The organism is Bacillus salipaludis (assembly GCF_004358205.1).
Genome location: NZ_SMYO01000004.1, coordinates 507938 through 524815 on the forward strand (window position 1 = coordinate 507938; position 16878 = coordinate 524815).

The 16878-nt window shown below is 39.5% G+C and carries 12 protein-coding genes, 1 tRNA gene and 1 rRNA gene; 10 read left to right on the forward strand and 4 right to left on the reverse strand.

Annotation, left to right across the window (positions count from 1 at the left end):
- Positions 1-26 precede the first annotated feature (26 nt).
- From E2K98_RS10555 to E2K98_RS10595, 9 genes are all read left to right on the forward strand, one after another.
- On the forward strand, positions 27-1712 hold the full coding sequence (locus E2K98_RS10555; RefSeq protein WP_133334186.1) for an amylo-alpha-1,6-glucosidase: 1686 nt from the start codon (positions 27-29) through the stop codon (positions 1710-1712).
- A gap of 26 nt (positions 1713-1738) precedes the next feature.
- A complete protein-coding gene (locus E2K98_RS10560; RefSeq protein ID WP_133334187.1) occupies positions 1739-2518 on the forward strand; it encodes an SDR family NAD(P)-dependent oxidoreductase in 780 nt (259 codons plus the stop codon).
- A 53-nt stretch (positions 2519-2571) separates the two neighbouring features.
- Positions 2572-3960: an aminomethyl-transferring glycine dehydrogenase subunit GcvPA gene (gene gcvPA, locus E2K98_RS10565; RefSeq protein ID WP_133334188.1), complete on the forward strand. Its 1389-nt coding sequence runs from the start codon at positions 2572-2574 to the stop codon at positions 3958-3960.
- 19 nt (positions 3961-3979) lie between these two features.
- Positions 3980-5554 (forward strand): aminomethyl-transferring glycine dehydrogenase subunit GcvPB, encoded by a 1575-nt coding sequence (gcvPB, locus tag E2K98_RS10570; RefSeq protein WP_133334189.1) that lies wholly within the window; start codon positions 3980-3982, stop codon positions 5552-5554.
- A gap of 46 nt (positions 5555-5600) precedes the next feature.
- Entirely contained in the window at positions 5601-6890 is a 1290-nt protein-coding gene (locus E2K98_RS10575; protein WP_235824779.1) for an ABC transporter substrate-binding protein, read from the forward strand.
- A gap of 73 nt (positions 6891-6963) precedes the next feature.
- Positions 6964-7878 carry a carbohydrate ABC transporter permease gene (locus tag E2K98_RS10580; RefSeq protein WP_208025350.1) on the forward strand — a complete coding sequence of 305 codons (915 nt, stop codon included), beginning with the start codon at positions 6964-6966 and terminating at the stop codon, positions 7876-7878.
- 5 nt (positions 7879-7883) lie between these two features.
- On the forward strand, positions 7884-8714 hold the full coding sequence (locus E2K98_RS10585; RefSeq protein WP_208025351.1) for a carbohydrate ABC transporter permease: 831 nt from the start codon (positions 7884-7886) through the stop codon (positions 8712-8714).
- Between the two features lie 23 nt (positions 8715-8737).
- Positions 8738-11794, forward strand: coding sequence for a beta-galactosidase subunit alpha (gene ebgA / locus E2K98_RS10590; protein ID WP_133334191.1), 3057 nt, complete (start codon positions 8738-8740; stop codon positions 11792-11794).
- A 140-nt stretch (positions 11795-11934) separates the two neighbouring features.
- On the forward strand, positions 11935-13242 hold the full coding sequence (locus E2K98_RS10595) for a DEAD/DEAH box helicase (RefSeq protein WP_133334192.1): 1308 nt from the start codon (positions 11935-11937) through the stop codon (positions 13240-13242).
- Between the two features lie 52 nt (positions 13243-13294).
- On the opposite strand, the gene E2K98_RS10600 is transcribed toward E2K98_RS10595, so the two are convergent.
- The 4 genes from E2K98_RS10600 to E2K98_RS10615 all read right to left on the reverse strand — a co-directional run bounded on the left by E2K98_RS10600 (position 13295) and on the right by E2K98_RS10615 (position 16282).
- A complete protein-coding gene (locus E2K98_RS10600) occupies positions 13295-14833 on the reverse strand; it encodes a solute symporter family protein (RefSeq protein WP_133334193.1) in 1539 nt (512 codons plus the stop codon).
- On the reverse strand, positions 14830-15159 hold the full coding sequence (locus E2K98_RS10605) for a DUF485 domain-containing protein (RefSeq protein WP_133334194.1): 330 nt from the start codon (positions 15157-15159) through the stop codon (positions 14830-14832). Before E2K98_RS10605 ends, E2K98_RS10600 begins: the two co-directional genes overlap by 4 nt.
- 269 nt (positions 15160-15428) lie before the next feature.
- Positions 15429-15501: transfer RNA gene (locus E2K98_RS10610), tRNA-Ala, on the reverse strand.
- An 85-nt stretch (positions 15502-15586) separates the two neighbouring features.
- The gene (locus tag E2K98_RS10615; RefSeq protein WP_133334195.1) at positions 15587-16282 is read right to left on the reverse strand and encodes an MgtC/SapB family protein; all 696 of its coding nucleotides are present in this window, start codon (positions 16280-16282) and stop codon (positions 15587-15589) included.
- A 516-nt stretch (positions 16283-16798) separates the two neighbouring features.
- Between E2K98_RS10615 and E2K98_RS10620 the strand changes: the two genes are divergently transcribed.
- Positions 16799-16878 (forward strand): 16S ribosomal RNA (locus tag E2K98_RS10620); the annotation flags it as partial.

A 16878-nucleotide genomic window follows, 5' to 3' on the forward strand; every position in this document is an offset into this window, starting at 1 on the left:
ATGAGGATAAAGAAGAGGTGGATAGAATGTTTGATATTAAAAAGGTTCCTTTCAGCCGCAATGGTTCATATATGGTCATTTCACCCTTGCATGGAAAGGATGAACAACATCTTTATCTGAGAAATATCCGAAACGGGGACAATGATTTAGGTGAGGTTTTTCGAATCGAGGTTCTAGCTGATGGTCAGGTGGTACAGTATGCCCCGGTACTAAGCCCAAATTTTCTTCGGCTTGAGACAGACAGGGGATTTGCTGACTTCGTTATCAGTGAAGCAAAGGTATTGCAAATTCGAAGTGTTGGAGTAGGGGTCCGCCTAACTGGTATAACAGGGGCATATGATTATGCGGTTCCGGTTAATAATGACCGTTTTGAGGTCAATTATTCAAAACAGGAAATCCGTTATATGATGACTCCTATAAAAGGCCAGCTTTTGATGGATGCACCCTTTCAAGAACAAAGATGCCTTAAGATCGTGGCTGATTTTTTGCCTGAAACACAGTCGTCGGAAATGGAATGTGCAATTGAAGAGTTTTTTACCGTGTGGAACGAGCGGGAATATTTACAATTTTCAAACGTTCTGGAATCTGTTCGAAATGAATTTCAAACTTGGCTGGATCACTCTCTGGAGTGCGATGTCAAATTGACTAATGGGCGGGAACTTGCAGCATATATCACGTGGTCTTGTATCGTTCAGCCTGAAGGGAAATTAACAAGACCGGCTATGTACATGTCAAAGAATTGGATGACGAATATTTGGAGCTGGGATCACTGCTTTAATGCATTGGCATTAGCAAAAAAACAACCCGAATTAGCATGGGATCAATTTATGATCTTTTTTGAACATCAGGATGAGTCGGGAATGCTCCCAGATTTTCTTAACAATCGCTTTGCTTTATGGAATTTTACAAAACCGCCGATCCATGGATGGACATTAAAACAGCTAATGGAGAACCGTGACATAGTGACAAAGGGAAAATTGCAGGAAGTGTACGAACCATTATGTAAATGGACAGAATGGTGGTTTAAATACAGGGATGATGATCATGACGGAATACCCCAATATAATCACGGAAATGACAGCGGCTGGGATAATAGCACCATTTTTCATCAAGGAACACCGATTGAAAGCCCTGATTTATCTTCCTTCTTGATTTTACAAATGGAGACACTCTCTGAAATAGCAGAGGAATTAGGGGAAAAAGAAGAGGCTCGGGAGTGGGCTAAGAAATCGAACGATTTACTTGACCGAATGATCCGTCACTTTTGGATTAATGAACGGTTTGCGGCAGTGAAGTCCGGGGACCATTCAATCATTGAATCAGAAAGTCTTGTACTTTATATACCTATTATTCTAGGAAAACGACTTCCTGATTCGATTCGGAAAAAATTAGTGGAGGGAATCATATCCAACGATTTTTTAACGCCATTCGGGCTTGCTACTGAAAAGCCAACTAGTGCTTATTTCCGAGAGGATGGATATTGGCGAGGGCCTATCTGGGCTCCGACTACTTTATTAGTTTATAAGGGATTGGCCGATTCTGGGGAAACAGAATTAGCGCAGGTAGTGGCACATAGGTTTTGCAATATGGCAAACCAATCAGGAATGGCTGAAAACTTTCATGCCCTAACGGGAGAAAGCTTACGTGATCCAGCTTTTACATGGACTTCAAGTGTGTTCCTAATTTTGGCAAATACTTTAAATAGTTATTAAAATTTAGTGTCGTAGGAGGTTTTACAATGTTAACTCAAGATTATTTTGGTTTGGAAAATAAGGTGTGTGTTGTAACGGGGGGCGCTTCAGGAATTGGCCTTGCAACTGCCACACTTTTGGCGGAAGTAGGAGCTAAGGTGATTCTTTTAGACATTAATGCGGAAAACGGTGAGAGAGCAGCATCTGATCTTAAAAATAAAGAAAATCAGGCAGAGTTTGTCCAATGTGATGTAACGAAATCAAGTGAATGTGAAAAGGTACGTAATTATATTGAAGCAAGTTACGGCAGAATTGATGTTCTTTTTAACAATGCCGGGGTGATTCGAAGAAAGACAGTGGTTGATTTGGAAGAGTCCGATTGGGATTTAGTATTAGATGTTTCCTTAAAAGGAATTTATCTTCTCTCAAAATATTTAATTCCGCTTATGGCGTCCGGCGGTGGAGGCAGCATTATTAATACTGGTTCGGGATGGGGAATAAAGGGTGGAGATCAAGCGGCTGCCTATTGCGCAGCGAAGGCTGGAGTAGTGAATTTAACAAAAGCAATGGCAATCGACCATGGCCCACAAAATATTCGTGTGAATTGCATTTGCCCTGGTGATACCGATACACCGTTATTAAGGGACGAAGCCAAGCAGCTAAATCTAAAAGAAGATGCCTTCCTCGTATCATCTGCTAAAGGACGGCCATTAGAAAGACTGGGTACACCAAGAGATATAGCAAAGGGAGTACTTTTCCTTGCAAGCGACCTATCATCTTGGGTGACGGGTACAGACTTAATTGTAGATGGCGGAGGATTGGCTTAACTTTTTTTAAAAATAAAAAAATAATAGATTTAAGATTACAGGGAGGTAAGATTATGGCGCAAAAAGTACATCCTTATATACCGAATATGGTGCCAGAAGTACAAGCGGAGATGTTAAAGATAATTGGAGCCGATTCCATCATGGAATTGTACTCCTGTATCCCGGAAGAACTTCAGCTCAAAGGGGAATTAAAGCTGCCGCCTGCATTAACAGAATATGAGCTGCGGCGGCATATTGAAGGAATTCTTAATAAGAATACCAGTACAAAAGAATATTTAAATTTCTTAGGGGCCGGCTGCTGGCAGCATTTTGTTCCTGCTGTATGTGATGAAATCAATCAGCGCTCTGAATTTTTAACCGCATATGCGGGGGAACCCTATGAAGATCATGGACGATTCCAGGCCCTTTTTGAATATCAGAGTCTAGTAGCAGAACTAGTAGATATGGACGTTGTCAATGTACCGACATTTGATTGGGGACAGGCGGCAGCAACATCGATTCGAATGGCTGCGCGCATTACCGGAAGGAAAAAAGTATTATTGGCAAAGACCGTTGCTCCGGAACGAAGCAAAATTATCGTCAATTATGGTACACCGGAATTGGAATTTGAGTTTGTTCAATTTGATACCAAATCGGGAGCATTGGATTTATCGGATTTAAACGCAAAATTAACGGATGAGGTGGCTGCCCTTTATTTTGAAAATCCTTCCTACCTTGGATTTATTGAGGCACAAGGGTCGGAGATTTCTACTTTATTAAAAGAAAATCAAACCTTGATGGTTGTTGGGGTGGACCCAATTTCTCTAGGAGCTCTTGCACCACCAAGTCATTATGGTGCGGATATTGTTTGTGGAGACCTTCAGCCACTCGGCATGCATATGAATTTCAGCGGCGGTCAGGCAGGCTTTATTGCAACTCATAATGATGTGAAATTTGTAAATGAATATCCATCCCGTTTATTTGGAATTGTTCCAACCGTAAAGGAGGGCGAATATGGTTTTGGCGATGTAGCATATGACAGAACCTCTTTTGCCTTAAGGGAAAAAGGGAAGGAATCCGTTGGTACCCAGACAGCCTTATGGGGAATAACCGCAGGTGTCTACCTTGCGTTACTTGGGCCTTATGGAATACAGGAAGTAGGCCAAACGATTATGCAGAACAGTCAATATGCTGTACAGCAGTTAAATCAAATTCCTAGTTTATCAGGATCGCGATTAGATTCACCATTTTTTAAAGAATTTATCGTTGATTTTAATCAGACTGGCGTCACTGTTGAAGAGATTAATCAAAGATTAGTAGATCGGAAAATTTTTGGAGGGAAGGACCTCTCAAAAGAATTTCCGGTGTTTGGTCAATCAGCCTTATTTTGTGTAACGGAGGTCCATACGAAAGAGGATATTGATTTTCTAGTTCAATCCCTAAATGAAATCTTAACGAAATAACAGAGAGGAGCTTTTATTCATGCGAAGGATAGAGCGTATAAGCAAAACTCGTGATTTTCATCAGGCTAAATGGAATGAGCCCATTATTTTTGAACTTCATCAGCCAGGAGAAAAAGGAGTCGAATTGCCTCCGGTTAATGAAAAAATTGCTGCAGCAGTTGGGGATGGAATATCGGCAATACCTAAGACCATGCAGAGAAATCAAAAAACTAGTCTTCCTGAAATTGCGCAAGCACGTGTATTGAGACATTATTTAAGATTATCGCAAGAAACCCTAGGATCTGATTTTAATGTGGAAATTGGCCAGGGAACTTGTACGATGAAATATATTCCGAAAATTAACGAATTGTTAATTCGTGACCCGAAAATCATGGAGCTTCATCCGTTACAGAATGTTGATACGGTTCAAGGAATGCTGGAGATTTTTTATAAATTGGATCTTTATATGAGAGAAATTTCCGGGATGGACTGTTTTTCATTCCAGCCAAGCAGTGGAACACAGGCGCTTTTTACAATGGCATCGATAGTTCAAAAATATCATGAAAAAAGGGGCGAGGGGGATCAACGTGATGAAATTATCACCACCATTTTTTCCCATCCATCCCAAGCTGCAACGGCAGCCGTAAAGGGCTATAAAATTATTACCCTTCATCCAGATGAAAATGGTTTCCCGGATATTGAAAAATTAAAAGCAGCGGTTTCTGAAAGAACTGCCGGTTTTGTTGTTGCAAACCCGGAGGATACCGGCATTTTTAACCCATGGATTAAAGAATTTACCGACATCGTTCATCGAGTGGGCGGGATTTGCTTTTACGATCAGGCGAATGCAAACGGGCTTTTAGGAATTACCAGAGCGAAAGAAGCCGGTTTTGATATGTGTTTCTTTAATCTTCATAAAACTTTTGCTGCACCGCATATGTGCGGCGGGCCAGCTACGGGTGCATTGGGAGTAAAAGCTGAATTAAAAGAATTCTTGCCGGCACCAATTGTGGAAATGGTAGGTGGAAAATACCTGCTTAATGAAGATTTGAAGCATTCAATTGGAAAGGTACGCTCCTTCCACGGTGTAGCGCAAACGGTTTTACGTGCCTATGCATGGATTCGGGCACTTGGTGCTGAAGGTCTTAAGGAAGTCGCAAAAATTGCCGTTTTAAACAATAACTATATGTATCATAGGGTATTGGCAATCCGCGGTGCAGGTGCACCGTATGTTAAGGGACACCGTCTTGAACAGGTTCGTTACAGCTGGGAACAGCTTACAAAGGAAACGGGTGTAACTACAGAAGATGTAACGTTAAGAATGACTGATTTTGGCCTCCATTACTGGACTAGTCACCATCCCTATATTGTCAAACAGCCATTCACCCTTGAGCCGACAGAGTCTTATTCAAAAGAGGATTTAGATGAATATATTCATTCCTTAGAGCAAATTTCAAAAGAAGCATATGAAAATCCGGAAATTGTCAAATCTGCCCCGCATAATAGCACTATACACAAAATTGACGAACAAGACTATTTGGATAACCCGGAAAAATGGTGTATTACTTGGCGCACGTATTTAAAAAAGACAAAAGAATTTGACTCTGTTAGATAGGCGGTTTTAAAAGGTTCAGTAATGAATGACAAATGGGGGGCTAAGAATGAGAAGGTACCTTTCTATTATGTTAGCAATTGCACTGATTTTACTCGCTGCGTGTTCAAATTCAGCCAGTAATGAGGGAACAACCGGTGATGCGAAACACCCATCAGGGACAATAACGATATGGGGATGGGACGTTGCAGCAGCAACGATGAAAGCCTCAGTAGAAAAGTTTCAAAAGAAATACCCTGATGTAAAAGTGAAGGTAGAGGATTTCAACAGCTCAGATCTTTATGACAAATTAACGGTGGGTCTAGCAGCGAGAGGTTCTGGCCTTCCCGATGTTGTTTTAATGGAAGATGAACGAATTCCAGGCTATGTCCATCAATTCCCTCAAGGTTTTTTAAACTTAAGTAAGCTCGGATATGGAAAGTATAGAGATTCTTTCAACCCTGCAAAGGTTGCTGCAGATCAAGATAAGGAAGGAAACTTTATTGCCGCACCATGGGATATCGGTCCTGCAGGAGTTTTCTACCGTGTCGACTATTTTAAAAAGGCGAATGTCAATCCAAATTCGATCAAGACATGGGATGACTATATTGCAGCTGGCAAGAAAATTAAAGCAGCAACTGGTGCGAAAATGCTTCCAATCGATATTCCAAATTATGATGGCGTCTTCCAATTGATGATGCAGGAGCAAGGACTTTCTTATTTTGATAAGGATGGAAAAACCACCCTTCAATCTAAGGAAGCCATCCGGGCAATGGATGTTATTAAAAAGCTTCATGATGAGGAATTAATTCTTAACAACAAAGGCTGGGATGGAATTGTAACGGCCACTGTAAACGGCAGTGTTGCGACCGTTCCTTATGGAGTTTGGTATGCAGGGTCGATTATGGATCAGGCGCCTAAATTAAAGGGAAAATGGGATGTATTTTATTTACCAAGCTTTGAGGAGGGCGGAAACAGGTATGCAAACGTTGGCGGATCTTCCTTATTGATTCCGGCGACAAGCAAAAATCAATCCGCTGCCTATTCCTTTGTTGACTTCTTTACAACAGATAAAGAATCTCAATTATTAGGCTTTGAAAAATATGGACTTTTCCCTTCGTTAAAGGAAACCTATAGTGCGCCGCAATTTACCGAAAACAACGAGTACTTTAATAATAGCCCGATTTTCAAAAAATTTGCCGATATTGTCGATCAAGTTCCACGAATTAATGTAAATGAATACTTATCAAAAGCAAGTACCCTAACTAGCAACGCGCAAGCAGCGATACTACTGGAAAATAAATCTGTCAAATCCGCATTGAAAGATGCCGAGATTCAATTAAAAAATGAAGTAAAATAGAAACACTTTTGGGATGAGAGGGGAGTTCACTCCTCTCATTTCTATCATATTTGGGTGTCAGGGGGGAGATACAATGGCTCAGACAGAAAAGGTGCAAAAAACAGTAGCGGCCTTTCGTGTCAATGCGAAAAAAAATATCGTCACACCTAAAACTGCTCCATACTTTTTTATTGGTCCCGCATTGCTATTGTTAGTCGTTTTCACGGTTTATCCGGTAATCTCTTCGTTAATTTTAAGCTTCCAAGAGGTTCGCGGTGTAGAGAAGACGTTTGTGGGTTTTGCAAATTATTCGCGATTATTTCATGATCCGATTTTTTACAAATCATTATTAAATACATTTGAAATTTTGATCGTTCAAGTTCCAATCATGCTGTTCCTATCCTTATTGATTGCTGTAGGACTCCACTCTTCAATGGTAAAGGCAAAGGCATTTTTTCGAATTTCTTTTTTTATGCCAGCAATCACAGCATTAGTCGCGGCATCGATTGTATTTATGATTCTATTGGATGAACATTTTGGACTTGTAAACTATTTTTTATCCTTTTTTGGAGTAAAGCCTGTTCATTGGTTAACCAGTCCTTTTTGGGCAAAAGCTTCTGTGATTCTAGTCATGACATGGAGATGGACGGGATACAATATGGTTATTTTTTTAGCTGGTTTACAAAATATCCCTTCCGAATTATATGAAGCTGCCAGTATAGATGGAGCCGGAAAGGTAAAGCAATTCTTTATGATTACCATTCCACAGTTAAAACCAGTGTTTATATTTACAGTGGTGATGTCCACGATTGGGACGCTTCAGCTCTTTGATGAACCATTTATTTTAACCCAAGGGGGACCAAATAGTGCAACAATGACCATTACTCTTTATTTATATGAAACTGGCTTTAAATTTTTTGATTTTGGCTATGCATCAGCCATTGCCTATGTCCTAGTGGTGATCACGGCCGTCATTTCTTGGATTCAAATGAAATTGGTAGGTGAGTAGAATACATGAATACTTCAAATGAGATGTCTTCAAAAATCGGTATATATGGATTGTTGTTCATTGGGGTCATTTTTTCGATTGCTCCCTTTTATTGGATGCTTGTCAGTTCTACTCATCCATCTGGAGAAATTTTTAGCCTGCCGCCAAAGCTTTTGCCAGGAGATTACTTAGCCAAAAATTTTCACTCCCTTGGTGAATCATTAGGGATTGCAAAAATTTTTTGGAATTCATTGTTTATTGCTCTTGTCTATACCTTTTTCAGTACCCTTATTTCTGCAATGGCCGGTTATGCATTCGCTAAATATCGTTTCAAAGGAAAAAAATTGTTTTTTTTCATGATTTTATGTTCGTTAATGATCCCCTCTCAAGTTACCCTGATTCCATTGTTTGAAATGATGGTTTCGTTTAACTGGCTAAATACGTATCAAGCGATTATATTACCCGGCCTTGCTTCCCCTTTTGCCATTTATTTAATGAGGCAGAATATGCAGGCCGTTCCGGACTCGATTATTGAGGCTTCAAGGGTAGATGGGGCAGGGGAAATGAAAATTTTCTTTTCGGTCATTTTACCTGTGGTTCGACCGGCTTTGGCGGCAGTAGCGATTTTTCTATTTATGTCACAATGGAATAGCTTAATCTGGCCGCTTATTACACTAAATTCAAAAGAGATGTTTACTTTGCCTGTTGCCTTATCAAGCTTAATCGGAATGGCACGGATTGATTATGGCCAGCTGATGATAGGCACCACTTTATCAACCATCCCGATTATGATTTTCTTCTTGTTGCTGCAAAAGCATTTTATATCAGGGATTTTAGGTGGATCGGTAAAAGAATAGAGTTAAATTTCGAGGTGACAGATATGAAAAACATAAAAAGATGGGAAGACGTTTATACTGATGGGATTAATCGGCTTGCTGCACGTGCTCACTTTATTAGTTTTCCATCTCGTGAAGCAGCGAAAACAGGAGAAGTCGTCAACTCTCATTATTATCAGAATCTTAATGGGATGTGGAAGTTTACTTTTCTCGAAGCCCCTGAATATTGGCCAGATGGTTTTTACGAAGAAGATTTGGATACAACAGAGTGGGACAATATCGTTGTCCCGGGAAATTGGCAGATGCAGGGTTATGGTAAAATGCATTATTCAGACTTGTGGTATAACTTTCCGATCATTCCACCACGAGTACCTACAGATAATCCAACGGGCATTTATCGCCGAGAATTTGGTATTGACCGTGATTTTGACGATGAACAATTAATCCTACGTTTCAATGGGGTGGATTCGGCATTTGAATTGTATATCAACGGTCAATTTGCTGGATATAGTAAAGGTGCACGGATTCAATCGGAATTTGATATTACAGGGCTTTACCGGCAGGGTATTAATACGATGACTGTTCGGGTTTTTCAGTGGTCAGATGGCACGTATTTAGAAGATCAGGATATGTGGTGGCTAAGTGGAATTTTCCGTGATGTTGAATTGTATTCCAGGCCACAGTTAGGCCTTTATGATTACTCAGTAAATACGACGTTTGATGATGATTGGAATGACGCAGTATTTACGGTTCATGTGAAGCTGTCCGAAAAGCGGCAACAAACAATTGTTTATGAATTGATCGACCCGAATGGAAACCAGGTTTTTATCGAGGAACAAGAGGCAGATGAGTTTTTTTCTCAAAAGATTTCATCCCCATTAAAATGGAGTGCAGAACAGCCGAATTTATATCACCTTTATATGACTGTTTTAGAAGAGGGTAGAGTCATCGAGGTAATTCACCAGTCTGTTGGATTCCGTTCCATTGTTCTGGCAGGTAATCAGTTCCTTGTAAATGGTGTCGCGATTAAACTTAAAGGTGTTAATCGTCATGATTACAATCCAAAGACAGGTCGAGTGGTTACAAGAGAAGAAATGGAGCAGGACATTAAAACAATGAAGCAAAACAATATTAATGCGATACGGACTGCCCATTACCCTAATGCCCATTCTCTTTATGACCTTTGTGATTATTACGGGATGTATGTCATTGATGAAACGGATTTAGAATGTCACGGCTTTGAACTGACAGCGAAATATGATTGGATTAGCAATGATCCTGAGTGGGAAACGGCCTATGTTTCTCGGCTGGAACGAATGATTGAACGAGACAAGAATCATCCTTGTATTATCATGTGGTCGCTTGGAAACGAGTCATCCTTTGGTGATAACTTCCGTGCAATGGCAAAACGGGCCAAACAACTGGACCCGACTCGTCTTGTTCATTATGAAGGTGATTTTAAAGCAGAAGTGACCGATGTTTACAGTACGATGTATACATGGCTGGAACATAATGAAAAATTGACAATGCAAAAAGTAATTGAAAAAACAAAAAAGCCGCATATTCTTTGTGAATATGCACATGCCATGGGAAATGGACCGGGTAATTTAAAGGAGTATCAGGATTTATTTTATAAATATGATCAACTTCAAGGCGGATTTATCTGGGAATGGTTTGATCACGGGATTGAAACCACTTCGGAAAGCGGTGAGGTTTATTACCGTTATGGCGGTGACTTTGGTGATGACCCGACGAATGGAAACTTTTGTATTGATGGATTAATCATGCCTGACGGGACACCTTCCCCAAGTCTATTTGAATATAAAAAGGTCATTGAACCAGTTCAAACGGAATGTTTGGATATTGAAAATGGGAGTTTTCGTTTGACCAACCGATATGATTTTCTATCGTTGGATCAATTAGAATTAACCTGCTCACTCTATGAGGATCATAAATTACTAGAATCAAATAATGTGGAAATCCCGAACGTAAGGGCGCGGGAAAAAGCGGAAATCCAGCTTCCCGTAGCAGATGAGATTGAGCAGGTTAACGGTGCGAATTATTATTTCGTCTTTTCATATAAACTAAAACAGGATACACCTTGGGCAGCAAAAGGTCATGAATTAGCAAATGCTTCCTTTGTATTGCCTGGAAAGACTAAGATATCTAAAAAACATGCTGCCGGGGAACTTGGATTATCCAAGAATGGTGCGTTCGTATTCGTTAGTGGATCTGATTTCATTGCCACTTTCGATAGTGTAAAAGGAACGTTAAAACAGATCAGTCGGAAAGGGGAAATTTATCTTCAAAATGGACCGCAATTTCATTTTTGGCGTGCGCCGATCGATAATGATATGTACTTGCTGAAGGATTATCGCACGAAATACTTTATGCACTTAGGTCATGAAATTGTGGAAGAGGTCCGCTATGAACTAAAAGATGGTGTGTTCGAGTGGTATGTGGATGCCCTTTACGGTACAACAAACAGTTCATGGTATTATCAACTTCAGTATTTTTATAAAATTTATCCTGACGGAGATATTGTATTTACGATTAATGGTATTGCATTTGGTACAAAAGAAAATGCTCCTGTCATGATTCCGCGTTTAGGTGTTCATCTTCAGCTCAATAAAGATTTTTCACAAACTATATGGCGTGGAAGGGGACCAGGAGAAAGCTATCCCGATTCAAATCAAGCCAATCATTTAGGGGTATACACTCAAACGGTAGAAGGGTTATTTACTAATTATGTTAAACCCCAAGAGAATGGCAATCGTTCAGATTGCGATTGGGTCAGCTTTACGGATAAAAGTAAAAACAGTCTAATTTTTATTGCTGACGAAACATTTAATTTTAGTGCTTCACACTATGAGGTAGAAGACCTGGAGAAGGCTAAGCATACGATTGACTTAAGACCACGTGACTATATTGTTTTGAATATTGATTACATGCAAAATGGTCTCGGCAGTAATTCCTGCGGGCAAGACCAGTTGGAGAAATATCGTTGCAAGTTTGAAGACTTCTCGTTGAAATTCCGAATTTCCTTATTTAACGGTAATCTAGAAACTGCAGTAGAGCTTGGACGCGAAAATTGCGAATAACCAGAGGATTCCCAACATCAACTCTCGATGTTGGGTTTTTCATTTAATCGAACTAATTGGAATAAAAAGATTAATTGCTTTATTTTTGATAAACAATCATTATGAATAGATAATCATTTGAATTGAAAGTAGGGATTTTTTTGCCTGATTTTATATCATTAGGTATTTCAAAAGAATTAACGGAAACATTGCGCAGCTTCGGTATTGCCACACCGACCCCCATTCAGAAACAATCCATACCGGTTGTCATGAAGGGGAAAGATGTGATAGCGCAAGCTCAGACCGGAACAGGTAAGACATTTGCATTTATTTTGCCAATCCTTGAAAAACTTGACGCGAATGCTCTTCACGTTCAAGCACTTATTGTAACGCCAACAAGAGAATTAGCGTTACAAATTACCCATGAAATTAATAAGATGATTCAGGATATAGAGAATGTGAATGTTTTAGCCGTTTATGGAGGACAGGATGTTGAAAAACAGTTAAAAAAGTTAGAAAAAAATGTCCAAATTGTCGTTGGAACTCCGGGCAGGCTTTTAGATCATATTCGAAGAGGAACACTTGATTTATCGAGAGTTCATTTCCTGGTTTTAGATGAAGCGGACCAAATGCTCCATATTGGGTTTCTGGGAGAAGTAGAGGATATAATTAAAGAAACGCCAAAGAGCAGACAAACGATGCTCTTCTCAGCAACGATTCCGGATGAGGTTCGGAACCTGGCGAAAAAGCATATGAGGGAGCCGGAATATATACAGGTGGAAAAAAGGCAAGGGCCTGCTGCGAATGTAAAACAAATTGCTATCCACACAATTGATCGGGCAAAACAAGCAACGCTTATTCAATTAGTGGAAACCCACCGACCATTTCTAGCGGTTATTTTTTGCAGAACGAAACGTAGAGTCAGCAAATTGTTCGGAATTCTTAAAGCACATGGATTTTCTTGTGATGAATTGCATGGGGATTTGTCGCAAGCCAAAAGAGAGCAAGTCATGAAAAGATTTAGGGACGCTGAAATTCAATTGTTAATCGCGACGGATGTGGCTGCAAGGGGACTGGATGTTGAGGGAGTGACCCATGTATTTAACTACGATATTCCGCAGGATGCAGAAAGCTATGTTCACCGAATTGGCAGAACGGGTAGAGCGGGCATGAAGGGGTTAGCCATCACGTTTTATTCCTCAGCCGATCGCCCGACTCTTGATATGATTGAAAAAGAATTAAATATTCGGATTCAAAAACAAGTGCCAGACGGTGCAACGGAGCAGATTAAAAAGTCAGATAGGGATTCTAAGCATGACAAGCCGAAGCAAATCAAGGGGAATCAACAGAAACGTAAACCTTTGAACTCAAAGGCAGGTCCGTTAAAAGGGAAACGGAAAAACAGTGAAAAGACAAGCTGGGGAAGTTCTGCAAAGAGTTCTAGGAAAAATAGAAGTGGAAAGAAATAAAGAAAGGGACTGAAAAAAAATCAGTCCCTTTTTTGAAGCAATGAAAGAAATCTTACTGCCCCATCCCAATTCCTGTATTAGATTTAACCAGCACTTCCTCAAACTTCTTAACATCCGCCTTTTGGCTCGAGAAGATGGTGCCAAAGTAACCTGCTAGAAATCCGAGTGGAATTGATACAATTCCCGGTGTTGTATATGGGAAGATAGGGTTGCCGACAAAAATGGCTTTTCCTACCTCAGGACTTATTACACTTGGGCTAATTAGAACTAACCCAATTGCTGAAATTAGTCCAACCACCATTGCCCATATTGCACCGGAAGTGTTAAAACGTTTCCAGTAAATGGTGTAAATAATAACCGGCAGGTTGGCACTTGCTGCTACTGCGAAAGCAAGTGATACTAAGAAGGCAACGTTTAAGGTTTGTGCGCCAAGTGCAAGAATGATTGAAATAATGGATACCCCAATTGCTGCATAACGCGCCATCGTCACTTGCTGCTTTTCAGTTGCCTTTCCTTTACGAAGGATTTCATTGTAGAAATCATGAGCAAAGGCAGAAGCTGCTGTTAAAACAAGACCCGCAACAACGGCAAGGATCGTTGCAAACGCCACTGCAGAAATAAACGCGAACAACATGTTACCGCCAATCGCTTTAGCTAATAGTGGTGCCGCCATATTTCCGGCAGGATTTGCTGTCACAATTGCTTCATTGCCAACAAATGCAGCTGCACCAAAGCCAAGGAAAATTGTCATAACATAGAAGATTCCAATGATCCATGTAGCATAGACAACGGAGGAACGAGCTGTTTTTGCATCTTTAACTGTGAAGAAACGGACAAGAATATGTGGAAGTCCAGCAGTCCCTAAAACTAGACATAAATTTAGCGAGATTGTATCCAAGCCAATTTTATATTTCACTCCTGGATTTAAGAAGGCTTCTTTTAAAGGAGTTGCAGTTTTCATTTGCGCAAACATATCAGTAAGGCTGAAATTGAATTTAGCCAGTACAATAATTGAGATTACGAAAGTGCCGCCCATTAAAAGAATTGCCTTAATAATTTGTACCCAGCTTGTTGCATGCATTCCTCCAAAAATAACGTACACGGTCATTAAGACTCCAACAATTAATACGGATGTCGTATAATCCAAACCTAATAATAATTTAATTAGTGCACCTGCTCCAACGAGTTGCGCGATCATATAAAAAATAGAAATCGTAACAGTGTTCATCGCAGCAAAGCCACGAATCTTTTTGGTATCAAACCGTGCTGCAATCATATCTGCAAAAGTATATTTCCCTAGGTTTCGTAAAGGCTCTGCAACTAAGTAAAGAACAACAAGATACGCAACTAGGAAACCAATACTATAGAAGAAGCCATCGAATCCGGTTAAGGCTACAGCTCCTGCAATTCCAAGGAAGGATGCAGCCGACATGTAATCACCAGCAATGGCCAGACCATTTTGCCAGCCTGTCAGTCCCCCTCCGGCAGTGTAAAATTCGCTTGCATTTTTCGTCCGCTTAGAAGCTAAATATGTAACGATCAGCGTGACGAAAACAATGGCGAGGAACATAATAAATGCAGCTTTATTCATTTGCTATTGCCTCCTTCTTGGATCACTTGATTTGCCATATCATCGAATTTAGCAGCCTTTTTCGAGTAAAGGATGCATAATCCCCATGTCATAACAAATTGAAGGAAAGCAAATACCCATGCCCAAGTAATATTGCCTATAAATTTATGATTTAACACTGTGGAATAAGAAGTTAGGATTGGTAAAGCAAAATAAAAACAAAAGAAGAAGATGGTTACTGGGATGATAAATTTTTTCTTTTCGGAGAGTAATGTCTGAAATGATGAAGATTGTGCAATTTTACTGTAATCGTTTTCAATATTGTTTGCCGTCTTTTTAGCCTCCAATTTAAAGCTCCCCCTCTCAAATTAAAACCTTGATTTTTTTATGAGGAAAAAACTAAAAGACAAAGGTGACTTAAGTGTAAGAAATATAAATATCGATTCTCCTTTTTCACCTCCTTGAGGTGATTTTTAAAAATTTAGAAAATTCTAATCTAAATCTAATTATAGTTTTTATCTACCAAATTTTGCAAGAGGAAATTTCAAAAAGGAAAAATGGACTATCTACGGCATAAAAAAAGAAAGCCTTTGTTTAACAAAGGCTTTCTTTTTTATGGAGAATAGGGGGCTCGAACCCCTGACCTCTTGCATGCCATGCAAGCGCTCTCCCAGCTGAGCTAATCCCCCGAATGAGTTGCACAAGAAAATTATATATGCTTTTGGTTATTCATGCAAGAGGAAATTATAAAAAAAGAGCCAAAGGATATGGCTCTTAACTAATACTTTCAACTTCTACCTTTTTAACTCCTTCAAATTGTGAAATAGAGTAGTAAACATCGGTTGTTTTTTCGCGATAATCTACAGCCACCAAAATTTGTACCGAGTGATCGCCATTGTCTAAATCCTTAATTCGTATTCTACGAATAATATATTGTTTTTCCATAATAAATGTTATAACTTTTTCAATCTGATCTTTATCTCGCATGAATAACTGGAGGCTAATTTCTTTTTCCCTTAATTGTTTTGGACCAATAAGCTTCAATAGAAATGGAATTAATTCTACGCTAATAATTAGGAGAGCAACTCCAGCAAATGCTTCCCAATAAAAGCCCGCTCCAACAGCAATTCCGATTCCGGCGGCTCCCCAAATCATTGCCGCGGTAGTCAGGCCGGAAATAGTGTCATTCCCCCTCCTTAAAATAACACCGGCTCCTAAGAAACCAATTCCAGAGACAATCTGTGCAGCAAGACGGAGCGGGTCCATTGTAATTCTCACGTGGTCTGAATTAGGGAACATGTAAGCTGATTGAATGGAAACAATCGTTAGCAGACAACTCACAATAGACATAACGAGACTTGTTTTTAATCCTACTGGCTTTCTTTTCAACTCACGCTCTAGTCCAATGATGAGCCCAAGTACTGCGGAGATCCCAAGTTTTATCAGTATTTCTGTATTAATACTATTCATGTAATTCACGCCCAATTTTTAAATCTAATTATAAAATTTATTATTTATTATATCGTATGAATGAGAGGCTGGAATTATTTTGCTGAATTTTATAAACGAAAAGAAAAGGATTGCAAGACACTACTGTATTAAGTCTATAAAAAGTATTGTGATAATAATTTCTCCAATAAATAAAACAGGTCATGCCTGTTAATTTGATTTAGTTTCTTTTAAAAAACTTTTAAAATTATATTGCAATCATTTATTTATCATGGTATATTAAATCTCGTCCTCATCGAGAGCGTCATTCAACGAAAAATAAATTCCAAAAAGTTGTTGACATTATGAAAGAGGATATGATAAATTAAAGAAGTCGCTTTTGAGCGGCGTTGAAAAAGTACTAGCTAATAAAAATGTTAGTAGTACTGATTGTTCTTTGAAAACTAAACAAACAAAAACGTCAACAAACAATAATAATCATGTTTCTTCTATTATATAGAGAACATGAGCCAACGTAACAAATGAGCTATATCAACTTTCTTGGAGAGTTTGATCCTGGCTCAGGACGAACGCTGGCGGCGTGCCTAATACATGCAAGTCGAGCGAATCAATAGGAG